Source organism: Rhodococcus sp. NPDC057297 (genome assembly GCF_042667435.1).
GTDB lineage: Bacteria > Actinomycetota > Actinomycetes > Mycobacteriales > Mycobacteriaceae > Rhodococcoides.
In genome coordinates, this window is record NZ_JBHUZE010000004.1 from 542,293 (window position 1) to 564,662 (window position 22,370).

The following is a 22,370-nucleotide window of genomic DNA, read 5'->3' on the forward strand; positions in this document are numbered from 1 at the left end:
CAATGTTGCGTGTAGCAGTTCCCAACAAGGGCGCCCTCTCCGAGTCAGCAGCCGAAATCCTCAAGGAGGCCGGCTATCGTCGCCGCAGCGACTCGAAGGACCTGACCGTCCTCGACAATGCGAACGGCGTCGAATTCTTCTTTCTCCGTCCCAAGGACATCGCGATCTACGTCGGATCGGGTCAACTCGACCTGGGCATCACCGGCCGCGACCTCGCGCTCGATTCCGGAGCGCCGGTGGAAGAATTGCTCGGCCTCGGATTCGGCCGCTCCACCTTTCGGTACGCGGGACCACAGGGAAAGGAGTGGTCCACGGCAGACCTGAACGGTCTGCGTATCGCCACGTCGTACCCGAACCTCGTCAAGGCCGACCTGGCGGCTCGAGGGTTGGAAGCAACGGTCATCCGCCTCGACGGTGCCGTGGAGATCTCGATCCAACTCGGCGTCGCCGACGCCATCGCCGACGTCGTGGAATCCGGCCGCTCTCTTCGCCAGAACAATCTCGTGGCATTCGGCGAATCGCTCTGCGATTCCGAGGGCGTGCTCATCGAACGTGAGGGCAGCGATCGATCCGACAAGACACGCAAGCAGCTCATCGCTCGCGTCCAGGGCGTCGTGTTCGCGCAGCAGTATCTGATGCTGGACTACGACTGCCCCAAGGCAATTCTCGACGAGGCCGTCAAGATCACGCCCGGAATCGAGTCCCCGACGCTGTCGCCCATGGCTGACGAGAACTGGATTGCCGTGCGTGCCATGGTCTCTCGCAAGGTTCACAACACCGTCATGGATGATCTTGCCGACCTCGGCGCGAAAGCCATTCTCGCGTCGGACATTCGGTCCTGCAGGGCGTTCTGACCGGTACGGTCAGGAACGGGGACGGACCAGCACGGTCTGGGCGATGCGCCCGACCGGTCCGTGCTCGTCGTGAAGAACGCCGGCGGACATGGCCACCCCGTCCGGACCCACGGAGGTCTCGGCCGCGACACCTACCCACTCTCCCTCCGGGATCCTGAACACGTGCACTGTGAGGTCCGTGTTCAGGAAGGTCCACTGGTCGAGGTCCAGTGATGCACCGACCCCGTTGGCGATGTCGGCGATGGAGAACAGACGCTCGAGCGGGGTCATGGTTTCACCGAGGATCAGAGCGGTCTTCGGGCGCGCCCAGACGAGGCCCGGTCCGTCGGCGCCGACGTTTCCGAGTGCCTGGACCTCGATGTTGTCTAGGTACCCGGACTTCCATCGCCCTCCCCACGAATGCAACGAGGCGTCCGACAACGGCGCCAGCCGCTGGTCCGCCGCATGAGTGACGGCGGCGGTGTCTTCCGTCGTCATCCGCCACGCTGTTCCGCGCGCGACTGCCCGCTCCACCCCGGTTGCGGTGGTTGCCCACAGCTCGGCAGCGACGAGTTCGATGTTCTTACCTGGTCGCTCGACCCAGGACTTCACGACGATGTCCGTGATGGGAACGGGGCCGAGCAGTTCGACCACCACCCGCGTCACCCGAACGTCGGACCGAGCAGCTACGCGCTCGAGAGCTCGCAGCAGAAGAGCCGACGGCGGAGCGCCGTGCTGCATGGTCGGCGCCCAGAGACTCGTCGTCCGCTCGGTACTCGAGAACCGTTCGGTGCCCGGTTCAGTTTCTCCGACCGGCACGAAGAACGCGTCGGGAATCCCGGTCACGACCGTGCCTCCGGCCAGCCCGGATACGCAGGGGGAGTGCCGCCGAATTCAGGACACAGCGCTTGGTGATCGCACCAGCCGCACAGCTTTCCGCGTTTGGGCTGGAAATCGCCCGACTTGCCTGCGGCGACGATGGCTTTCCAGATCGCCGAGAGCATCCGCTCGAACCTGATCAACTCACCCTCGTCCGGGGTATAGGTGAGTGATTGCTTGTCCGCCAGATACATCAGCTTCAGTTGCGCCGGGACGATTCCGCGCAGACGCATGACCACGAGCGCATAGAACTTCATCTGGAACAGCGCCTTCGCCTCGGTGAACTCCCGAGGGGCCTTACCCGTCTTGTAGTCCACGACGCGAACCATTCCGTTGGGCGCGACATCGATTCGGTCGATGAAACCTCGAAGCGGAGTACCGTCCTCCAGGTCGATCTCGACCCGTTGCTCGCAGGACTCCGGATCGAATCGAGTGGGATCTTCCATCTCGTAATACCCGGCGACCAGGTTCCGAGCCTGGTCCAGTAGAGCGCTGCGCTCGTCACCGACGACCGTGTCCGCGACATCAGGAGATTCGGCGCACACACGATCCCACGCGGCGTCGACGAGACCGACAGCCGTCTTCGAATGTCTTCTCTCGCTGGGCATTCCGTAGAGCGCCTCCAGTGCGGCGTGCACCACCGTCCCCTTGACCTGCGCCGTCGTCGATCTCTCCGGTATCCGATCTATCGCACGGAAGCGGTACAACAGCGGGCACTGCTTGTAGTCACCCGCGCGGGACGGTGACAGGGCCGGTGCGCTCCGTCGGGTCGAGCTGGTGGAGCCGGTTCGGACGGGTGGTGCAGGCACATCGGTGATACTCACGCTCTGCAGACTAAGCCCGTGGACCGACAGATTCACGCAAGGCCGTAGTCTTAGGCGGCCGAGTGTCGGCCCGCCGGGCCCACCGGATCTGTTCTGCAATACGAAAGAGGTAGTCGGCTGTGTCTTCCGGGTTTTCGGAGTCTTCGGACGAAAGCGTGTTCGGGACTGCTGAACCGTCGACACAGGCTCCCGAGACTCAGTCGGAGACAGGGGCGCAGTCGGAGACAGACGACACCCAGGCGCTGTCCACGGGACCGGCGCGCAGTGGTCCGTTCCGCGTCGGCGACCGCGTCCAGCTCACCGACGGCAAGGGCAGGCACTACACCGTCGTTCTCGACGCGGGCAAGGAATTCCACACGCACCGCGGCGGAATCACCCACGACGCACTCATCGGTGCGGACGAGGGAAGCGTCGTCACCTCGGTAAACGGCACCCCGTACCTGGCGCTGCGACCGCTGCTCACCGATTACGTTCTGTCGATGCCACGCGGCGCGCAGGTGATCTATCCGAAGGACGCTGCGCAGATAGTGCACGAGGGAGACGTGTTTCCCGGTGCGCGAGTGCTCGAGGCTGGGGCCGGTTCCGGTGCGCTGACGTGCTCGCTGCTGCGCGCCGTCGGTGCGGAGGGCAAGGTCATCTCCTACGAGATCCGTCAGGACCACGCCGACTACGCGGTGAAGAACGTCGAGACCTTCTTCGGTGAGCGTCCGCCCAACTGGGAACTGACCGTCGCGGACATCGACCGTTTCGGGGCGGACCACCCCGGGGAGACGGTGGACCGGGTCGTTCTGGACATGCTCGCGCCATGGGATGCGCTCCCTGCCGTCGCCGACGCGCTCGTGCCCGGGGGAGTGCTGATCGTGTACGTCGCGACGGTCACGCAGTTGTCGAAGGTCGTCGAGACCCTCCGCGGGCAGGAATGCTGGACCGAGCCCAGATCGTGGGAGTCGATCGTGCGAGGGTGGCACGTCGTCGGCTTGGCGGTGCGCCCCGAACATCGGATGCAGGGGCACACCGCGTTCCTCGTCAGTGCACGCAAACTTGCGGCGGGCACGGTGACTCCGAAGCCTCAGCGTCGCTCCGGCAAGGGCTGACGCGCTAGACGCAGGGCGCCTGTCCCATGGCGAGCAGCGCGCACGCGGATGCGTCGGAGACCTTCCACTTGCCGTCGATCAGAACCCAGGTGTTGGGCGAGGGTGCCGCTGTTCCTCGCGGCGTCGCGATGGCAACGGCCGCGGTGGCAGTTTCGCCCTCCACCGTCGGCTCCGACACGTCGAACGTGATCTCGCCGTAGTTCGCGAGCGCAGCCGTCATCTGTTCCAGGTTCGCGATCCGCTCCTGCCCGTTCTCGATCTCCGCGGCCTTGGTGGCGGCGTCGACATCGGGAGCAACGATGAGGGTCAACGAGTCGGTGAGTTCCGCCGTCGTCGGAGCAGCGACCGCGGCGCCGGCCGTCGTCGCTGCCGCGTCGGTGGTCGACGCAGCGGCGGATTCCGAACTGTGATCGGCGTGATCGGAATCATCGCTTCCACCGCAGCCGGTGACGAGCAGCGCGGTGGCAGCAGCAGCCGCGAACGCCGAGGTGATGCGCTTGTTCACTGGTGAAGCCCCATTTCGAGATAGCGTCGGACCGGGTCGGTCAGGTGAGGCTAACATGGCCGATTCGCCTGTCCGGGGTGCAACCGATCGGTCACAAGTGCGGGGCGCTCGAACGTGTCCACACGCACATTCGTGAAACTGCCGGTAGCGTTGACTGATCTTCACTGGGAGGAGTCGCTCATGAGCTCAACAGACAATCCGGATTCGGCTGCGGCCCGGGCGGAACTCGAGGAGCTACGTGCCGAGGCGGCGTCGCTGAGGCGTCAGCTCGGTGGGCTCGGAGAATCGCCGGAGCGCGTCCGTGAACTGGAGTCCCGCATCGACTCGCTGTCGCTGCGCAACTCCAAATTGATGGACACGCTCAAGGAAGCTCGTCAGCAGTTGATCGCACTGCGCGAGGAAGTCGACCGGCTGGGTCAACCGCCCAGCGGCTACGGCATTCTCATGGCTGTTCACGAGGACGACACCGTCGACGTCTTCACATCCGGCCGGAAGATGCGCCTTGCGTGCTCACCCAACGTCGAGTCGTCGTCGTTGGCAGCGGGTCAGACGGTACGGCTCAACGAGGCACTCACCATCGTCGAGGCCGGTTCCTTCGAACAGGTCGGCGAGATCAGCACGCTCCGTGAACTTCTCGGAGACGGTTCGCGGGCATTGGTCGTCGGTCATGCCGACGAGGAACGCGTGGTGTGGCTCGCCAAGCCGCTCGTCGACATGGCGAACGACGAGGGCATCGACGACCCCGACGAACCGTCGCGCAAGCTGCGTCCCGGTGACTCGCTGCTCGTCGACACGAAGGCCGGATACGCCTTCGAGCGGGTCCCCAAGGCCGAGGTCGAGGACTTGGTGCTCGAGGAGGTTCCGGACGTCGGCTACGAGGACATCGGTGGTCTCGGTCGCCAGATCGAGCAGATCCGAGACGCCGTCGAGTTGCCGTTTCTGCACAAGGACCTCTTCCGCGAGTACTCGCTCAGGCCTCCGAAAGGCGTTCTGCTGTACGGCCCGCCCGGCTGCGGCAAGACTCTGATCGCCAAGGCCGTCGCCAACTCGCTCGCGAAGAAGATCGCCGAGGCGCGCGGTCAGGATGCCAAGGAAGCCAAGTCGTTCTTCCTCAACATCAAGGGCCCCGAGCTGCTCAACAAGTTCGTCGGCGAGACCGAACGGCACATTCGGTTGATCTTCCAGCGTGCGCGCGAGAAGGCCTCCGAGGGCACGCCGGTGATCGTGTTCTTCGACGAGATGGACTCGATCTTCCGTACGCGTGGTTCCGGTGTGTCCTCGGACGTCGAGACGACGGTCGTCCCGCAGCTTCTCGCCGAGATCGACGGTGTGGAGGGGCTGGAGAACGTCATCGTGATCGGTGCGTCCAACCGCGAGGACATGATCGATCCGGCGATCCTTCGCCCGGGGCGTCTCGATGTCAAGATCAAGATCGAACGTCCGGACGCCGAGTCCGCGCAGGACATCTTCTCCAAGTACCTGACGGACTCGTTGCCGGTCAACGCCGACGATCTTGCCGAGTTCGGCGGCGACCGGACCTCGTGCATCCGCGCGATGATCGAACGCGTCGTGGACCGCATGTACGCCGAGAGCGAGGACAACAGGTTCCTCGAGGTCACCTACGCCAACGGAGACAAGGAAGTTCTGTACTTCAAGGACTTCAACTCGGGTGCAATGATCCAGAACATCGTCGACCGCTCCAAGAAGTACGCGATCAAATCGGTTCTTGAGTCCGGTAATCCGGGTCTGCGGGTTCAACACCTGTTCGACTCCATCGTCGACGAGTTCGCGGAGAACGAGGACCTGCCCAACACGACCAATCCGGACGACTGGGCGCGAATCTCGGGCAAGAAGGGCGAGCGCATCGTCTACATCCGGACGCTGGTCACAGGCAAGAACGCCAGTGCGTCGCGGGCAATCGACACCGAGTCGAACACCGGCCAGTACTTGTAGGGATTCGAGGCGTTCGACGCTGCCCGCGACCGCTGTGGCGGTCGCGGGCAGCGTCGGTTCCAATGGCGGACGGCGCGATCACCTAGGCTCGGGGCCATGGAGCGCATCATCGGTATCGAGGTCGAGTACGGAATCTCGTCCCCGACCGAACCCACGGCCAACCCGATCCTCACCTCGACCCAGGCGGTGCTCGCGTACGCGGCGGCCGCGGGAGTTCCGCGGGCGAAGCGAACTCGGTGGGACTACGAGGTGGAGTCGCCGCTTCGTGATGCGCGCGGATTCGACCTCGGTCGTTTCAGTGGGCCTGCTCCCGTCATCGACGCCGACGAGGTCGGCGCCGCGAACATGATCCTCACCAACGGCGCCCGTCTGTACGTCGACCACGCGCATCCCGAGTACTCGGCACCCGAGGTTCGCGACCCGCTTGACGCGGTGATCTGGGACAAGGCAGGCGAACGCGTGATGGAGGCCGCGGCGCGGCACGCGTCGAGTGTTCCCGGTGCACCGCGCTTGCAGCTGTACAAGAACAACGTGGACGGCAAGGGCGCGTCCTACGGCACCCACGAGAACTACCTCATGTCTCGCGCGACTCCGTTCTCGGCCGTCATCGCCGGGCTGTCGCCGTTCTTCGCCTCCCGCCAGGTCATCACCGGCTCCGGTCGTGTGGGCATCGGCCAGTCCGGTGACGAGTCCGGGTTCCAGTTGTCGCAACGAGCGGACTACATCGAGGTCGAGGTCGGTCTGGAGACGACGCTGAAGCGCGGGATCATCAATACTCGAGACGAGCCGCACGCGGACGCGGACAAGTACCGCAGGCTGCATTGCATCATCGGCGACGCCAACCTCGCGGAGATGGCCACGTACCTCAAGGTGGGCACCACGGCGCTGGTCCTCGACATCATCGAAGCCGGCGTCGATCTGTCCGATCTGCAGCTCGCACGGCCGGTCACCGCGGTTCACCAGATCAGCCACGACCCGACGCTTCGTCAGACAGTCGCACTGACGGACGGACGGGAGCTGACCGCCCTCGCGTTGCAGCGGATCTATCACCAGAGGGTGGCGAAGTTCGTTGCAGGCGAGGGCAAGAACGATCCTCGCGTCGCGGACATCCTGGACAAGTGGGCCATGGTTCTCGACCTCCTCGAACGCGATCCGATGGAGTGCGCGAACCTGCTGGACTGGCCCGCCAAACTGCGCCTGCTCGAAGGGTTCCGTCAGCGCGAAGGCCTCGGGTGGTCGGCGCCGCGACTGCATCTGGTCGACCTCCAGTACTCGGACGTTCGGTTGGACAAGGGGCTGTACAACCGGCTCGTCGCGCGCGGGTCGATGGAACGGCTGGTCACCGAACAGCAGGTGCTCGACGCCGTCTCGACTCCGCCGTCCGACACGCGCGCGTACTTCCGAGGCGAGGTGTTGCGTAAGTTCGGCGCCGATATCGCGGCTGCGAGTTGGGATTCGGTGATCTTCGATCTCGGCGGCGACTCGCTGGTGCGAATTCCGACGTTGGAACCGCTGCGTGGAAGCAAATCTCATGTCGGCGAACTGCTGGAAAGCGTGGACACCGCGGCGGAACTGGTGGACCAACTCACGTCCTGAGTCGATTGCCGTCGCGTCTTGACGCCCCAGGACGCTCTGTGATCGGTAGGGTGAAGGTCCGAGCAGGTACTGCGATGACGTAAGGAGGTCGACGACTATGGCTCAGGAGCAGACACGACGCTCTGGCGGTGGTGACGGCGACGACGAGGTTCCCGGCGAGGCCGGTGGCGGTCAGGAACGACGCGAGAAGTTGGCCGAAGAGACCGACGACCTCCTCGACGAGATCGACGATGTGCTCGAGGAAAACGCAGAGGACTTCGTCCGCGCCTACGTTCAGAAGGGCGGCCAGTGACGGTGGATCGCAGCGCGAACCCCTCGGCGGCCGATTTTCTGCCGGCGTTCGGCTCGCATCACTCCTCGTTCACCGACCATCTGCGTGATCACGCCCCGCATCTCCTCCCCGAGAGCCGGATGCAGTTCTCCGGCGGTCTGGACGAGCAGGGCCTCACGAGCGACCGCGGAGGAAATCCGGTGCACTCGGACTTGGCACCGCACGGCACGACGATCGTGGCGGTGACGTACGCCGGTGGCGTGCTCATCGCCGGTGATCGCCGTGCCACGCAAGGCAATTTGATTGCCAACAGAGACATGCAGAAGGTGTTCGTCACGGATGAGTTCTCGGCCGCCGGCATCGCCGGAACGGCGGGTATCGCCATCGAACTCGTTCGTCTGTTCGCGGTCGAACTCGAGCATTACGAGAAGATCGAGGGCGTGCCGCTGACGTTCAACGGCAAGGCGAACAAGCTGTCGTCGATGGTGCGGAGCAACCTCGGTGCGGCGATGCAGGGTCTGGCCGCGGTGCCGTTGCTCGTCGGTTTCGACGTGGACATCGCCGATCCCGATCGCGCCGGTCGCATCGTGTCCTACGACGTCGTCGGCGGACGTTACGAAGAACGGTCGGGGTATCACGCGGTCGGGTCCGGTTCGCTGTTCGCGAAGTCGGCACTCAAGAAGCTCTACGCCCCCGGGCTGAGCGAGGACGACGCGTTGCGGGCGGCCGTGGAATCGCTGTTCGACGCGGCGGACGACGACTCCGCGACGGGTGGACCAGACGTCACCCGCGGTATCTACCCGACCGCGGTGACCATCACCAGCGTCGGCGCCGACGAAGTGGCCGAGGATCGCATCTCGGCCGCAGCTCGCGCCGTCATCGCCGACCGCACGATCGAAGGGGGGACTGCGTCATGACCATGCCGTACTACGCGTCAGCCGAGCAGATCATGCGCGATCGCTCCGAGCTTGCGCGCAAGGGCATCGCCCGCGGTAGAAGCGTCATCGTGCTCTCCTTCGCGGACGGGGTGCTGTTCGTCGCGGAGAACCGGTCTTCGGCGCTGCACAAGGTGAGTGAGCTCTACGACCGCCTCGGGTTCGCTGCGGTGGGGAAGTACAACGAGTTCGAGAACCTGCGCAAGGCAGGTATTCTCCACGCGGACACCAAGGGCTACACCTACGACCGACGCGACGTGACGGGCCGATCCCTGGCGAAGACGTACGCCCAGGCGCTCGGAACCATCTTCACCGAACAGCTCAAGCCCTACGAGGTGGAGATCTGCGTCGCCGAGGTGTCCCATTCCGACGAACCGGTCGCCAGCCAGCTCTACCGGATCACCTACGACGGATCGATCGTCGACGAGCAGGACTTCGTGGTCATGGGCGGCACGACCGAGCCGATCGTCACCGCCCTCAAGGAGTCCTACCGGACCGGGCTCGACTTGGCGTCGGCTGTGAAGATCTCGGTTGCCGCACTCGAGGCGGGCGCAGCACCGGCCACGTCGCCGGCGGCACAGGGTGGCACGGAGCCGGAGAAGAAGGTGCTCGAGGTCAGCGCCCTCGAGGTCGCCGTCCTGGATCAAGGACGGCCCAGGCGCGCGTTCAGGCGCATCGCCGGAGCAGCGTTGCAGGACATGCTTCCTCGGCGCGATGCCGCCGACCCGGAACCCTCGCCCGGGCAGCCGGGAGTGGAGCCGGCGGAATGACCTGAGTAAACCCGGGAGTGGAGCCCGCGGAATGACCTGAGTAAACCCGGGAGTGGAGCCTGCCTTCACCTTCGGGCCTGGCGGCCTCGTGCGCTATCGATCTCGGTAGAGCGCGAGGCCGTTCTCGTCGACTCCGAATTCGAACGTGCGGCCGTCCGCGGTGACTTCGCCGTCGGTGGCAAGCGCAACGTCGGGGCCCTCGACTTCGACCTTCAGCGAATGAACCGACGAGTGGACGTACGTCGACGACGATCCGAGCGTTCCGGTGAGCGCGGCCAGGACGAGTCGGGTGCGCGACAGGAACGGAGTCGAGGGTAGGTACCTCAGATCCAGCGTGCCGGAACCTATCGACGGCCTGGACATAGGAACCCGGTCGGTGGGCTCGTACTGGCCGTTGCCGACGAACAGCATCCACACTGCCTGCCGACGGCCGTCCAACTCGATTTGCATCGGTTGGGCGCGGGCGAGAACTCGTATCATCGCGACGGCAGCAGCAGGCCATTTACCGATTCGCTCCTGCAGTTTCTCCCGCAGTCGCACGGAGTCCGGGTATCCGCCGAACGTCGCGGTGTTGACGAACGAGATCCGATCCTGGCTGTCCACGACGACGTAGGCGAGATCGACACGGTCGGCTGTTCCGTTCTCGATGCTGCGTGCGGTGGCGTCGACGTCGGCAACCCCGGCGTCGTGCGCGAAATGGTTGAGCGTTCCGCCCGGGAACACCGCGAGTGGGAGATCGTGCCGCGCGGCGGATTCGGCCACGCTGACGATGGTGCCGTCACCGCCGCAGACGCCGAGTGCCGTGGGGGACGTCGAGGCGATACGGTCCTCGAGCTGTGTGGTGAAGTCCCCGTCGGTGTCGGGCCGGAACAGGTCGGCGTCCGGCAGTAGGCCTCGGATGTCGTCCTCGATCGTGTCATCGGAACCCGATCCGGGGTTGATCATGATCAGCATGTTCTTGCCGCGCGGAAGCTGCGGCGCGGCTACGGATCGGCCGAGCTCAGCGGGTTCTTCCGTGCGTACGGCCCACCACCGGCGCGTCGACAGGGCGATTCCGGCACCGAGTGCGGCACCGGCAACCACGTCCGTCGGCCAGTGAACCCCGGTGTGTACGCGCGAGTAGCACACCGCTGCGGCCACCGGAGCCAAAGCGGCTGCAGCGAGCGGAGATTCGAGCGCCACGCCGGTGACGAAGGCAGCCGCTGACGCGGAGTGGCCGGAGGGAAAAGAAGACGACACGGGCGGTGACAACACTCGGCGGACGAAGGGGGTCCTCTCGAAACCAGGACGGCTTCGGGGAAACGCAGGCTTGAGGACACCGTTCGCCACTGCACTCGCTACCGCCACGGCCATCAACCCACGTACCGCTCCGCGACGAGTCGGACCCCGCTTGCTCGCCAGCACTCCCGATGCCGCGATCCACAAGCCGCTGTGATTGGCCGCCGTACTCAGGTTTCGGAGAATCGGATCGGCGACGGATGCACGACTGGCTGCGGTCCGGTCGAACAATCCGACATCCCAGGCGTGGATGCGATCGGGCAAGGAGGGGGATGTCTCGGTCACCACCCCAGCCTAGAGGCGGTCGTTCCTGCCGGCAGGCAGCCCGCGGGAACCGACACATTTCCCCGTGCATCGTTCGAACGCTCCATCGGCGCGTCTGCGTTGTACTGTCGAAGTGTGCAGCGACGAATCATGGGCATCGAGACCGAGTTCGGTGTCACCTGTACCTTTCACGGTCACAGGCGGCTGAGCCCGGACGAGGTGGCCCGCTACCTCTTCCGCCGGGTCGTGTCCTGGGGCCGTAGCTCCAACGTGTTCCTCCGCAACGGTGCGCGCCTGTACCTCGATGTCGGGTCGCATCCCGAGTACGCGACGGCCGAGTGCGACAGTCTGCTGCAGTTGGTCACTCACGACAGGGCGGGTGAACGAGTCCTCGAGGACCTGCTGATCGACGCCGAACAGCGACTCGCCGAGGAAGGTATCGGCGGGGACATCTATCTGTTCAAGAACAACACCGACTCGGCCGGCAATTCATACGGCTGCCACGAGAATTACCTGGTCCAGCGAGCGGGGGAGTTCTCGCGGATCTCGGATGTGCTGCTGCCGTTCCTCGTCACTCGCCAGCTCATCTGCGGCGCCGGGAAGATTCTGCAGACGCCCAAAGCTGCCACGTTCTGCCTGTCGCAGCGCGCCGAACACATCTGGGAAGGTGTGTCGTCGGCGACCACCCGGTCACGTCCCATCATCAACACACGCGACGAACCCCATGCGGACGCCGAGAAGTACCGCCGATTGCACGTCATCGTCGGTGACTCGAATATGGCCGAGACAACCACAATGCTCAAGGTCGGTACGGCCGCTCTCGTACTCGAGATGATCGAGGCCGGGGTCTCCTTCAGGGACTTCGCGCTGGACAATCCCATCCGAGCTATCCGCGAGGTCAGCCACGATCTGACCGGTCGACGACCCGTTCGTCTGGCCGGCGGACGGCAGGCCAGTGCGCTCGAGATCCAGCGGGAGTACTACGCCAGGGCGGTCGAGCATCTGAAAACACGCGAGCCCAACACTCAGATCGAGCAGGTCGTGGACCTGTGGGGTAGGACGCTCGACGCGGTGGAGGCTCAGGACTTCGCGAAGGTGGACACCGAGATCGACTGGGTCATCAAACGAAAACTGTTCCAGCGCTACCAGGATCGATACTCGATGGAGCTGTCCGATCCGAAGATCGCGCAGCTCGATCTGGCCTATCACGACATCAAACGTGGTCGCGGGGTGTTCGACCTGCTCCAGCGCAAGGGTCTTGCGAAGAGGTTGACCGAGGACGAGCAGATCGACGAGGCCGTCGATCTTCCTCCTCAGACGACACGCGCAAAGCTCCGCGGTGAATTCATCACCGCCGCGCAGGACGCAGGCCGCGACTTCACGGTCGACTGGGTTCACCTGAAGCTCAACGACCAGGCTCAACGCACTGTCCTCTGCAAAGACCCGTTCCGCTCCGTCGACGAGCGGGTGGAGCGGTTGATCGCGTCGATGTAGTGGTCGTAGGCGCGGGATGCGACCGAAGCGACTCGGACGGTTAGGGTTCTTGGGGTGGCGATCACCAAAGTCGAACGATTGATGAATCTCGTCATCTGTCTGTTGTCGACACGTCAGTTCGTGACGGCCGAACGGATCAGGGACAGCGTCGCGGGCTACGGCGACTCGGGCAGCGACGAAGCCTTCAGTCGCATGTTCGAGCGTGACAAGAACGAACTCCGTGACCTGGGTGTACCCCTGGAGACCGGGGTCTCTGCCGGGACGTTCGGAGTCGAAGGCTATCGAATCAATCGTGATGCGTACGAGCTCCCGGAAATCGACCTTTCCCGTGAGGAAGCGGCTGCGGTCGCGGTTGCGGTGCAGTTGTGGGAATCTCCGGAGTTGACCTCCGCGGCGCAGAGCGCGTTGGTGAAGCTGCGTGCCGCCGGAATCCAGGTCGATCAGGAAGACTCGGCGGCGTCGGTAACGGCGGTTCCGGCGCGTACCCGCGGATCGGAACCTGCGCTCGGGGCACTGCTCGCGGCAATCGATGCAGGCCGGTCGGTGAAGTTTCAGCACCGCAGCTCGGCAACGGATCCCTACACGACCCGCACTGTCGAGCCCTGGGGTGTGGTCACGTTTCGGGGCCGGTGGTATCTGGTCGGACACGACGTCGATCGCAACGACACCAGGACGTTCCGGTTGTCGCGTATCGGAGACGACGTCACGACGTTCGGTCGGGCGGGAAGTATCCGCAAACCCGATGACGTGGACGTTCAATCGATCGTCGCGCGTGTCGCCGGAACCGCCGAGGTCAACGGAACGGCGACGGTGTGGGTAGCCGAGGGCGGAGCGGTGGAGCTGCGCCGGATGGGGACAGCAGTGGAGGATCGCATGATCGGTGGACGGCCCGGGTCGGTGATCCGGATTCCTGTCCGTTCGTGGGAGTGGGTCGCCCGGTCGATCGCCGGACACGGGTCCGACGCGGTGGTGCTCGAACCCGCCGAGCTCCGCTCGGATGTCATCGCGACCCTGCGTTCGGTTGCTCCGGTGGTCGGGCGATGAGCGCGAGACTGTCGGTCCGACTGGCGCGGCTGCTGAACATGGTTCCGTTCTTCCTCGCCAACCCAGGCTTGAGCGCGGCGGAAGCTGCCCGTGAGCTCGGGGTGTCCACGTCGACGCTGATGACCGATCTCAATCAGCTCTGGATGTGCGGGCTGCCCGGTTACGGACCGGGTGATCTGATCGATCTGTCGTTCTCGGAGGAGAGCATCGAAGTCACGTTCTCGGCGGGCATCGACCGCCCTCTGCGGCTGACGTCCACCGAGGCGACGGCGTTGCTCGTGGCGTTGCGGTCGCTCACGTCGATGCCGGGCATGGTCGACCCGAGCGCTGCGCAGAGCGCTATCGCCAAGATCGAACAAGCAGCAGGCTCGGCGAGCGCGAACGTTCCCGGAAACGCAAGCGCGGAACCTGCCGACGACCGTCCCGAGAGCCCGATCGCGACCGCCGTTCGCTCAGCTCTGCGAAGCAAGCACGCATTGGAACTGACGTACTACTCCGCGTCGCGCGATGCTGTGTCCGAGCGGGTCGTGGATCCGATCCGAACAGTGTCGATCGACGACCACAGCTATCTGCAAGCCTGGTGCCGCAGCGCGGAAGGTGTGCGCCTGTTCCGGTTGGACCGCATCGACCGAGCTGTGGAACTCGAGGTGCCGGCGTCACCGCCGGAAGGCGCGAACGAGGACGACAGCTTCGAGATCTTCAACGACGACCCGTCCCTGCCTCAGGCGCGTCTGCGTGTATTGCCGAGTCATGCGTGGATCCTGGACTACTACCCGATGACTGTGGTGGACACCGAGGCCGACGGATCGATAGTGGTGACGATGAGATTTGCGACACCCGCGTGGATGACGCGTCTCACGCTGGGATTCGGCGAGGGTGTGCAGGTCTTGGGTCCGCCGGAGCTGCAGCGAAGCGTGGAGGACAGGGCCGCCGAGGCCTTGGCGGCGTACGACGACGTCGTGTCGGGAAAGTCCGGTGTGAACGCACCGTAAACGGACGGCGACGAGGGAGTCCACGTGGCAAAACGTCGGGTAGGCTCGGGTCATCTGATCTTGGGAGGTAGAACATGGGAGCCATGAGCCCGTGGCACTGGGCCATCGTTGCTTTGGTAGTCGTCATTCTGTTCGGTTCGAAGAAGCTGCCCGACGCAGCACGCGGTCTCGGTCGCTCGCTTCGAATCTTCAAGAGTGAAGTCAAGGAAATGCAGAACGACGGCAAGTCCGAGACGCCTGCTACTCCGGCACCGGCACCGACACAGATCGACTCGCAGGCCAGCGACATTCGCGCCACAGGTAGCGTGACGTCGCAGCCGGACTCCAAGTCCGCCTGACGCGACATCGTGGCAAACCGGGGTGCTGACCAGTACCCCGGTTCACTGCTGAGCGAAGACAGAGTATGCGAATTCCGTTCGATCCCAGGCGCAGCAAGCGCCGTTTGAATCCCGACGGCACCATGTCGTTGGTCGATCATCTCTACGAGTTGCGCACGCGCCTCATGTGGTCGCTACTCGCCATGGCAGTCACCACGGCCTTCGGCTTCTTCTGGTATTCCCACACGATTCTCGGAATCGAAAGTCTGGGCGACCTTCTTCGCGGCCCGTACTGCTCGCTCGATCCGAGTCTGCGAGCGGACCTCAGCGGCAACACAAGCGGGCTCGACGAGTGCCGGTTGCTCGCGACCGGGCCGTTCGACCAATTCCTGCTGCGGTTCAAGGTGGCCTTCACTGCGGGCGTCGTGCTTGCATGCCCCGTCTGGCTGTACCAGATCTGGGCGTTCGTCACCCCCGGTCTCTACAAGCAGGAGCGTCGCTACGCGATCTCGTTCGTGACCTCTGCTGCCATCCTGTTCGTCGGCGGTGCCGTGTTGGCGTACTTCATCGTCTCCAAGGGCCTGCACTTCCTGCTGTCCATCGGTGACAACGTGCAGATCACCGCATTGAGCGGTGCGCAGTACTTCGGTTTCGTCATCAATCTGCTGATCATCTTCGGCGTGAGCTTCGAAATCCCGCTGCTCGTCGTGGCCCTGAACTTCGTCGGTGTACTGACGTACGAGCGTCTCAAGGCGTGGCGACGCGGACTCATCATGGGTCTGTTCGTCTTCGCGGCGATCGCGACACCCGGCCAGGATCCGTTCTCGATGCTTGCTCTTGCTCTTGCACTCACGCTGCTGTTCGAGATGGCGGTGCAAGTAGCGCGCATTCACGACAAGCGTAAGTTGCGGAAGAGAAAAGATGATTGGGGTGATGTATCCGATGACGAAGCATCGTCGATCGAGTCCGCTGGTCCGCTTGCATCCCCGATTTCGGTCACTCCTCCGAAGCAACCCGAGCGGGATTTCACAGACACGATCTGACGTGATCGTGTGACTGTGTCGACGTCCGAACTTCAGCGATTCGCGGGGCACCTCGATTTTCCGTTGGATCGTTTCCAGGTGGACGCGTGTACCGCGCTCGAGTCGGGGCACGGGGTCTTGGTCTGCGCCCCGACGGGTGCGGGCAAGACGATCATCGGCGAGTTCGCTGTCCACCTCGCGCTTGCCGCAGGTCGAAAGTGCTTCTACACCACACCGATCAAGGCACTGAGCAATCAGAAGTTCGCCGAGCTCACCGCTCGCTACGGACGTGACACGGTGGGTCTGCTGACGGGCGACTCCAGCGTGAACGCCGATGCTCCCATCGTGGTGATGACTACCGAGGTCCTACGGAACATGCTGTACGCGTCGTCGGACGCGCTGCGTGGCCTCTCGCATGTCGTGATGGATGAAGTCCATTACCTCGCCGATCGGTTCCGCGGCGCGGTGTGGGAGGAAGTGATCCTGCATCTGTCGCAGGATGTTCGGCTCGTCAGTCTGTCCGCGACCGTCAGCAACGCCGAGGAGTTCGGCGCGTGGATGGAAACCGTACGCGGTGACACCACCGTGGTGGTCGACGAAAACAGGCCGGTTCCACTGTCACAGCACATCATGGTGGGGAGGCGGCTGTTCGACCTGTTCGACAGCCGTGCCCAGAGCGGAGAAGGATCGGCGAGGCTCGTTGTCGACAAGGACCTCGTTCGCTACGTCAAACAGCGTCAGTCGCTCGACCACGTGGATCGGTGGCAACCGCCGCACGGCAGGGGACGGGGCCGTGGACGTGCCGGCGGTTCGAGCATGGCGAACCGTCCGCTCCCGCGACCGGAGGTCATTTCCAAGCTCGACGAGGAAGGACTTCTTCCTGCGATCACGTTCATCTTCAGTCGGGCCGGGTGCGACGGCGCGCTGACGCAGTGCCTCCGGTCTCGGCTGGTGTTGACCACCCCTGAGCAGGCCGAAGAGATTCGGTACATCATCGACAAACACACCGCCGAGCTGCCGAGGGAGGATCTCGAGGTTCTCGGTTACTGGGAGTGGCGTGAAGCCCTCGAGCGTGGCCTCGCGGCCCATCACGCGGGCATGCTCCCGGTGTTCCGTCACACGGTGGAGGAGCTGTTCGTCAAAGGCTTGGTTCGCGCCGTGTTCGCCACCGAGACCCTGGCCCTCGGCATCAACATGCCCGCGCGCACCGTGGTGCTCGAGAAGCTGGTCAAGTACAACGGTGAATCTCACGCGGAGTTGACCCCGGGGGAGTACACCCAGCTCACCGGCCGTGCCGGTCGACGCGGAATCGACGTCGAAGGACATGCTGTCGTGCTGTGGCAACCGGGAACCGAGCCGACGGAGGTTGCCGGTCTCGCATCCACTCGCACGTTCCCGCTGCGCAGCTCGTTCCGCCCGGGATACAACATGTCGATCAATCTGATCGAGCAGTTCGGTGCTGCCGAATCACGGACGTTGCTGGAACGGTCGTTCGCACAATTCCAGGCAGATCGATCGGTCGTCGGTCTGGTCCGTGGCATCGACCGCAACGGCAAGACTCTCGCCGGTCTGTTGGAACGGCTCGGCGGCGTCGACGGTGAATATTTCGAGTACGCGAAACTACGTGAGCGACTCACCGAGCGCGAGCGACTGCTCGAGCGTCAGGGCAGGCAGGACCGCCGAGATCAGGCGGTCGAGTCTCTGCTCGAGCTCAAACGCGGCGACGTGGTCTCGGTACCCAGCGGCAAGCGCAGCGGGTTGGCCGTGGTGTTGGAATCCGACGACGACCGAATCGATCCACGACCTCTGGTGTTGACCGAAGACGCGTGGGCCGGAAGACTGTCGGCCGCAGATTTCCCGTCCGCCGCGTACGCACTCGGTCGTATGCGTCTGCCGAAGTTCATCGACCACCGCACGGCTCGCACGCGGCGCGACCTGTCGGCGGCGTTGCGGTCGACAGGCATCTCGGCTCCGTCGGATCGGCGTCGGCGCAAGTCGACCGCAGCGGACGACAGTGAACTCGCCACGCTACGTAGGAGTCTTCGATCGCACCCGGTTCATTCACGTTCGGACCGGGACGAACTCGGCCGCGTCGGTGAGCGCTACAACAAGCTGGCTCGTGACACCGAATCGATGCGTCAGAAGGTATCCGCGACAACCAATTCGCTCGCGCGAACCTTCGACCGCATTCTGGCCCTCCTCGCGGAGCGCGACTACATCACCTCCGGTACGGCTCCCACGGTGACCGAACACGGGGCGCGGCTCGGCCGCATCTACTCCGAGTCGGACCTGCTGGTGTCCGAGTGCCTGAGACAGGGTCTCTGGACAGGGCTCGCGCCGGCCGAACTGGCCGCGGTGGTGTCCGCCGTGGTGTTCGAGTCTCGCCAGGAAGTCGGCGACACCGTCCCGCAGGGCCCGACCGGGCCGATCCGTCATGCGCTGGGAGAGACGGTCCGCGTGTGGGGCGAGCTGCGTTCCGACGAGATCCGGCACAAGCTGCCACAGACCCGCGAACCGGACATGGGATTCGTGAAGGCGGTCTACCGCTGGGCAAGCAACCACACGCTCGCCGACGCGTTGATGGCCGCGGGCGATCGCGGAAAAGCACTGTCGGGCGGCGACTTCGTTCGGTGGTGTCGACAGGTGATCGATCTGCTGGATCAGGTCCGACTGGCGTCGCCGGATCCCGCGTTGTCGAAGGCAGCGGCGCGGGCGATCGCGGCATTACGCCGAGGAGTCGTAGCAGTCGACGCTGCGTAACCGTGTCCGATATGGTTGCTGCCGGTCAATCGAATTCACGTGGAGGCGAGATGAGCGGCCCGTACGGTCCGAACAACCCCGACGACCAGTGGTCGCGGGAACAAGGGAAGCCGGAAGGTGCCACCCCGGACACGGAGCAGTGGGGCCAGACCCAGGATGGCGGAGCCACCCCGGCCTACCCGACTCAGGCGTATCCGGACACGTCGAGCTCGCATCCGCAGGGTTCGCAGGGTTCGCAGGGGCAGTATCCGCCGCAGGCGTACGGGCAGTACGGATACCCGCAGGGGCAGTACCCGGCCCAGCCGTACGGTCAGCAACCGGGTCAACAACCGGGATACCCCGGTCAGCCTGCTCAGCCGAGCCAGTATCCGGGCCAGCCCAACACTCAGTATCCAGGGCAGCAGTACGGCCAGCCGGGGCAGCAAGGTCCGCAGCCGGGGCAGTATCCAGGCCAGTCTTATGGTCAGCCCGGTCAGCCGAATGCTCAGTATCCGGGACAACCGTACGGTCAGCAGCCTGGCCAGCAGCCCGGTCAGTATCCGGGACAACCGCAGTGGGGGCAGGGGCAATACCCCGGTCAGCCGCAGGGTCCGGGTAATCAGTGGAATTCCGCGCAGCAGACACCCGGCGGTACCAAGTCGAAGACGCCGTATTTCGTGATCGGTGGTCTGGTGGCTGCCATCGTCGTGATCGGCGGAGCCGCGTTGGCATTCGGAGGTTCCAAGAATCTCGATCCCGCAGCTGCCGAATCCGGTGTCGAGGACATCGTGACCGGAACCTACGGTGCATCGTCGGTAAGCAACGTCTCGTGCCCCGAGGGCAAGAAGATCGAGAAGGGAGCATCGTTCGAATGTTCTCTTCAGGTGGACGGTTTCGAGCGCACGGTGACGCTGACGTTCACCGACGACGACGGCACGTACGAGGTGTCACGCCCGCGTTGACGTCGAATGCCCGTCGCGACACGTGGGGCCGGGCCGGCCCCACGTTCAGGACCCGTGGACCGACAGGGCCGCAGTGAGTCTGCCTACGGCGTTCTCGATTCCCAGTCGAGCGGCGAGTTCGGCCAGCTTGTCCGCGTCGGCGGGGACGGCCGGAATGACGTCCGACCGGGAGAAGACCACGTCGGCGTCACGGACGACGCGAACCACCGGTAGCGCCGCATCGAGATAGTCGGCGGCAGCAGCCAGTTTGGCTCGAACACCCTGCGCCATGTCCGACGACGGGTCGAGGGCAGCCTCACGCAGCGCGGTCACCGAGCCGTACCTCAGCATGAGTGTGGACGCCGTTTTCTCGCCGACGCCTTTGACTCCCGGCAGACCGTCCGAGCTGTCTCCGCGTAGCAGTGCCAGCTCGGCGTAGGCGTCACCTGCACGATCCAGGGGCACTCCGTACTTCTCGGCCACTTCGGCGGGCCCGAACAGTTCGGCTTTCGCCAGACCCCGTCCGACGTAGAGGACTTTCACCTGGTTGGGTTCGTCGGCTGCGACCTGAAGGAGGTCCCGATCTCCGCTGACGACTACGACAGGGTCGGTCCGCTCCCGCCCCGCGAGGGTTCCCAGCACGTCGTCCGCCTCCAGTCCTTCGGCGCCTGCGGTGGCGATGCCCGCCGCGGCGAGCACCTCCATGATCAGGTCGACCTGCGGTGACAGGCTGTCCGGCACCTCTTCGCTCTCGGGCGTACCGGGTGCAGCCTCGGCAACGCGGTGGGCTTTGTACGACGGCACCAGATCGACGCGGAATTGCGGTCGCCAGTTCAGATCGAGGCAGACCGCAAGGCGACTCGGCTCGGTGCGGGCCATCAGCGCCGACACCATGTCGATGAAACCACGTACGGCGTTCACCGGTGTTCCGTCGGGTGCTGTAATCGATTCGGGCAGAGCGTAGTAAGCGCGAAACCACAGGCTGGCTCCGTCGAGAAGGAGCAGAGGCGACGATCCAGGGGCGGTCATGTGGATCATCTTGCCAAAACGTCGATAGCCTGTAGGTCATGAGTTCCACTTCCACACAGTCTGCAGCCAGATTCCCGTCGGAGACCTACGCGTCGCGACTTGCACGTGCGGCCGAATTCGCCTCCGAGGCCGGCCTCGACGCACTGCTGATTTCACCAGGACCGGACTTCCAGTATCTGCTGGGTTCGCGGGCGAGTTCGTTCGAGCGTCTTCTCTGTCTCGTCGTGCCGTCGAGTGGTGCGACACCGACGGTGGTGGTCCCGAGGATGGAACTTGCCGCGCTGAAGGACTCGGCGATTGCCGATCTCGGGCTCGAGCTCGCCGATTGGGTGGACGGAGTGAGTCCGTACGAGATCATCGCAGCGGCGCTGCCCGCGGGCGCCACGACCGCGGTCGACGACGCGATGCCCGCGCTGCATTTCGTTCCGGTGGCGAACCGGCTCGGTGTAGTACCGGTTCTGGCTACCGACGTTCTGCGCCGTCTCCGTATGGTCAAGGACGAGGCGGAGATCGATGCGTTGCGTCGCGCGGGCCAGGCCATCGACCGAGTCCATGCCCGCATGGGTGATTTTCTGAAAGTCGGACGAACCGAAGCCGACGTCGCGGAGGACATCGCAGCCGCCATCTTGGAGGAAGGACACACAGAAGCAGCGTTCATCATCGTCGGGTCCGGTCCACACGGCGCCGATCCGCACCACGAGGTGTCCGATCGTGCCATCGAAGCAGGCGACGTCGTGGTCATCGACATCGGTGGACCAGTGACGCCGGGTTACAACTCCGACTCGACTCGCACGTACGTCCTCGGCGAGCCCTCCGACGACGTGGCGGCGCAGTACGCCGTCCTCGAACGCGCGCAACAGGCCGCCGTGGACCGGGTGCGTCCTGGTGTCTCGGCCGAGTCCGTCGATGCCGCAGCCCGGGAGGTCCTGGCGGCGGAAGGGCTGGGCGAGGCGTTCCTCCACCGCACCGGCCACGGAATCGGCCTGTCGGTCCACGAGGAGCCGTACATCGTGTCCGGCAACGACATCGAACTCACCGAGGGGATGGCGTTCAGCATCGAACCGGGAATCTACTTCCGCGGACAGTGGGGAGCCCGGATCGAGGACATCGTGATCGTCACCGCCGACGGGTGTGAGTCGGTCAATCTCCGCCCACACGGACTCACGGTGTTGCCGTTGCCGTGAGCAGCGACCGTGAACCGAGCACACGCCGGACCGTGATGCGGATGACCACGCGCTCGGGGTTCTCCCGAGGGACTCGGTACCGCGCGGCGTAACGATTCTCGGCGTCGACCACGTCGGCGCGATCGGTCAACACCTCCGACGTGCCCTCCAGCGTCAACCACCGAGCGCCGTCGATCTGGCTCACGGCCGCGTATCCGCCGCGGGAGGCGTTCAGTGCCTTCTGCGTTGCGCGTCCGGTGATCACCCGAGCGAACCCACCGTCGGGATCCCAGGTGAATCCGACGGCGACGACGTGCGGAGTACCGTCGCTGCGCAGGGTGGTCAGCGTCGCGAGATGGCGTTCGGTGAGGAACTCCGCGGCGTCGGGTGTCAGGGATGCGGGGGTGGTGACCATGATGCACACGGT

21 protein-coding genes are annotated in these 22,370 nt (G+C 64.7%); 15 read left to right on the forward strand and 6 right to left on the reverse strand.

Features of this window, described 5'->3' with window-relative positions:
• Window positions 1-2: 2 nt before the first annotated feature.
• The gene (hisG, locus tag ACFULT_RS15965) at window positions 3-854 is read left to right on the forward strand and encodes an ATP phosphoribosyltransferase (protein WP_037113276.1); all 852 of its coding nucleotides are present in this window, start codon (window positions 3-5) and stop codon (window positions 852-854) included.
• A gap of 9 nt (window positions 855-863) precedes the next feature.
• On the opposite strand, the gene ACFULT_RS15970 is transcribed toward hisG, so the two are convergent.
• Together ACFULT_RS15970 and ACFULT_RS15975 are read right to left on the reverse strand one after the other, a co-directional pair.
• Window positions 864-1,697, reverse strand: a complete 834-nt coding sequence (locus ACFULT_RS15970; RefSeq protein ID WP_378481914.1) for a thioesterase family protein — start codon at window positions 1,695-1,697, stop codon at window positions 864-866.
• The gene (locus tag ACFULT_RS15975) at window positions 1,676-2,536 is read right to left on the reverse strand and encodes a RecB family exonuclease (RefSeq protein ID WP_094721638.1); all 861 of its coding nucleotides are present in this window, start codon (window positions 2,534-2,536) and stop codon (window positions 1,676-1,678) included. Before ACFULT_RS15975 ends, ACFULT_RS15970 begins: the two co-directional genes overlap by 22 nt.
• A gap of 242 nt (window positions 2,537-2,778) precedes the next feature.
• Here ACFULT_RS15975 and ACFULT_RS15980 point away from each other — a divergent pair, with 242 nt between their 5' ends.
• A complete protein-coding gene (locus ACFULT_RS15980; RefSeq protein WP_176460106.1) occupies window positions 2,779-3,630 on the forward strand; it encodes a tRNA (adenine-N1)-methyltransferase in 852 nt (283 codons plus the stop codon).
• Window positions 3,631-3,634: 4 nt separating this feature from the next.
• Here ACFULT_RS15980 and ACFULT_RS15985 read toward each other — a convergent pair whose 3' ends face one another.
• Window positions 3,635-4,135, reverse strand: a complete 501-nt coding sequence (locus tag ACFULT_RS15985) for a hypothetical protein (protein ID WP_378481872.1) — start codon at window positions 4,133-4,135, stop codon at window positions 3,635-3,637.
• A 180-nt stretch (window positions 4,136-4,315) separates the two neighbouring features.
• On the opposite strand from ACFULT_RS15985, the gene arc reads away from it, so the two are divergent.
• From arc to prcA, 5 genes are all read left to right on the forward strand, one after another.
• Window positions 4,316-6,088, forward strand: coding sequence for a proteasome ATPase (gene arc / locus ACFULT_RS15990; protein WP_037113444.1), 1,773 nt, complete (start codon window positions 4,316-4,318; stop codon window positions 6,086-6,088).
• 96 nt (window positions 6,089-6,184) lie between these two features.
• Complete coding sequence (dop, locus tag ACFULT_RS15995; RefSeq protein ID WP_037113284.1) at window positions 6,185-7,684, forward strand: depupylase/deamidase Dop; 1,500 nt, start codon at window positions 6,185-6,187, stop codon at window positions 7,682-7,684.
• 97 nt (window positions 7,685-7,781) lie between these two features.
• Window positions 7,782-7,976 carry a ubiquitin-like protein Pup gene (locus ACFULT_RS16000; protein ID WP_019666269.1) on the forward strand — a complete coding sequence of 65 codons (195 nt, stop codon included), beginning with the start codon at window positions 7,782-7,784 and terminating at the stop codon, window positions 7,974-7,976.
• Window positions 7,973-8,872, forward strand: a complete 900-nt coding sequence (prcB, locus tag ACFULT_RS16005) for a proteasome subunit beta (RefSeq protein ID WP_378481873.1) — start codon at window positions 7,973-7,975, stop codon at window positions 8,870-8,872. The genes ACFULT_RS16000 and prcB overlap by 4 nt, the downstream gene beginning before the upstream one ends.
• A complete protein-coding gene (gene prcA, locus ACFULT_RS16010) occupies window positions 8,869-9,660 on the forward strand; it encodes a proteasome subunit alpha (RefSeq protein ID WP_037113286.1) in 792 nt (263 codons plus the stop codon). The genes prcB and prcA overlap by 4 nt, the downstream gene beginning before the upstream one ends.
• A 93-nt stretch (window positions 9,661-9,753) precedes the next feature.
• Here prcA and ACFULT_RS16015 read toward each other — a convergent pair whose 3' ends face one another.
• Window positions 9,754-11,223, reverse strand: coding sequence for a bifunctional phosphatase PAP2/diacylglycerol kinase family protein (locus ACFULT_RS16015; protein WP_241483921.1), 1,470 nt, complete (start codon window positions 11,221-11,223; stop codon window positions 9,754-9,756).
• A gap of 114 nt (window positions 11,224-11,337) precedes the next feature.
• On the opposite strand from ACFULT_RS16015, the gene pafA reads away from it, so the two are divergent.
• The 7 genes from pafA (at window position 11,338) to ACFULT_RS16050 (ending at window position 19,772) form a co-directional block, all read left to right on the forward strand.
• On the forward strand, window positions 11,338-12,696 hold the full coding sequence (pafA, locus tag ACFULT_RS16020; protein ID WP_026347980.1) for a Pup--protein ligase: 1,359 nt from the start codon (window positions 11,338-11,340) through the stop codon (window positions 12,694-12,696).
• 54 nt (window positions 12,697-12,750) lie between these two features.
• Window positions 12,751-13,740, forward strand: a complete 990-nt coding sequence (locus tag ACFULT_RS16025) for a YafY family protein (RefSeq protein ID WP_094721635.1) — start codon at window positions 12,751-12,753, stop codon at window positions 13,738-13,740.
• Complete coding sequence (locus ACFULT_RS16030) at window positions 13,737-14,732, forward strand: YafY family protein (RefSeq protein WP_037113290.1); 996 nt, start codon at window positions 13,737-13,739, stop codon at window positions 14,730-14,732. The genes ACFULT_RS16025 and ACFULT_RS16030 overlap by 4 nt, the downstream gene beginning before the upstream one ends.
• Before the next feature lie 74 nt (window positions 14,733-14,806).
• On the forward strand, window positions 14,807-15,070 hold the full coding sequence (gene tatA / locus ACFULT_RS16035; RefSeq protein WP_094721634.1) for a Sec-independent protein translocase subunit TatA: 264 nt from the start codon (window positions 14,807-14,809) through the stop codon (window positions 15,068-15,070).
• 65 nt (window positions 15,071-15,135) lie between these two features.
• On the forward strand, window positions 15,136-16,092 hold the full coding sequence (gene tatC, locus ACFULT_RS16040) for a twin-arginine translocase subunit TatC (protein WP_037113293.1): 957 nt from the start codon (window positions 15,136-15,138) through the stop codon (window positions 16,090-16,092).
• A gap of 9 nt (window positions 16,093-16,101) precedes the next feature.
• Window positions 16,102-18,831 carry a DEAD/DEAH box helicase gene (locus ACFULT_RS16045; protein WP_378481874.1) on the forward strand — a complete coding sequence of 910 codons (2,730 nt, stop codon included), beginning with the start codon at window positions 16,102-16,104 and terminating at the stop codon, window positions 18,829-18,831.
• Window positions 18,832-18,881: 50 nt separating this feature from the next.
• Window positions 18,882-19,772, forward strand: a complete 891-nt coding sequence (locus tag ACFULT_RS16050) for a DUF4333 domain-containing protein (protein WP_378481875.1) — start codon at window positions 18,882-18,884, stop codon at window positions 19,770-19,772.
• Between the two features lie 45 nt (window positions 19,773-19,817).
• Here ACFULT_RS16050 and ACFULT_RS16055 read toward each other — a convergent pair whose 3' ends face one another.
• The gene (locus tag ACFULT_RS16055) at window positions 19,818-20,789 is read right to left on the reverse strand and encodes a 5'-3' exonuclease (RefSeq protein WP_094721631.1); all 972 of its coding nucleotides are present in this window, start codon (window positions 20,787-20,789) and stop codon (window positions 19,818-19,820) included.
• 29 nt (window positions 20,790-20,818) lie between these two features.
• On the opposite strand from ACFULT_RS16055, the gene ACFULT_RS16060 reads away from it, so the two are divergent.
• Window positions 20,819-21,964 (forward strand): Xaa-Pro peptidase family protein, encoded by a 1,146-nt coding sequence (locus ACFULT_RS16060; protein ID WP_037113299.1) that lies wholly within the window; start codon window positions 20,819-20,821, stop codon window positions 21,962-21,964.
• Here ACFULT_RS16060 and ACFULT_RS16065 read toward each other — a convergent pair.
• Entirely contained in the window at window positions 21,942-22,358 is a 417-nt protein-coding gene (locus ACFULT_RS16065; protein WP_378481876.1) for a PPOX class F420-dependent oxidoreductase, read from the reverse strand. The genes ACFULT_RS16060 and ACFULT_RS16065 overlap by 23 nt on opposite strands.
• Between the last annotated feature and the right edge of the window lie 12 nt (window positions 22,359-22,370).

Coding starts and splice junctions, on each gene's coding strand:
- dop (WP_037113284.1), top strand. CDS start 6,185: ATGGAGCGCATCATCGGTATCGAGGTCGAGTACGGAATCTCGTCCCCG.
- hisG (WP_037113276.1), top strand. CDS start 3: ATGTTGCGTGTAGCAGTTCCCAACAAGGGCGCCCTCTCCGAGTCAGCA.
- tatC (WP_037113293.1), top strand. CDS start 15,136: ATGCGAATTCCGTTCGATCCCAGGCGCAGCAAGCGCCGTTTGAATCCC.
- ACFULT_RS16000 (WP_019666269.1), top strand. CDS start 7,782: ATGGCTCAGGAGCAGACACGACGCTCTGGCGGTGGTGACGGCGACGAC.
- ACFULT_RS16050 (WP_378481875.1), top strand. CDS start 18,882: ATGAGCGGCCCGTACGGTCCGAACAACCCCGACGACCAGTGGTCGCGG.
- ACFULT_RS16065 (WP_378481876.1), bottom strand. CDS start 22,358: ATGGTCACCACCCCCGCATCCCTGACACCCGACGCCGCGGAGTTCCTC.
- ACFULT_RS16060 (WP_037113299.1), top strand. CDS start 20,819: ATGAGTTCCACTTCCACACAGTCTGCAGCCAGATTCCCGTCGGAGACC.
- tatA (WP_094721634.1), top strand. CDS start 14,807: ATGGGAGCCATGAGCCCGTGGCACTGGGCCATCGTTGCTTTGGTAGTC.
- prcA (WP_037113286.1), top strand. CDS start 8,869: ATGACCATGCCGTACTACGCGTCAGCCGAGCAGATCATGCGCGATCGC.
- arc (WP_037113444.1), top strand. CDS start 4,316: ATGAGCTCAACAGACAATCCGGATTCGGCTGCGGCCCGGGCGGAACTC.
- ACFULT_RS16055 (WP_094721631.1), bottom strand. CDS start 20,789: ATGATCCACATGACCGCCCCTGGATCGTCGCCTCTGCTCCTTCTCGAC.
- ACFULT_RS16030 (WP_037113290.1), top strand. CDS start 13,737: ATGAGCGCGAGACTGTCGGTCCGACTGGCGCGGCTGCTGAACATGGTT.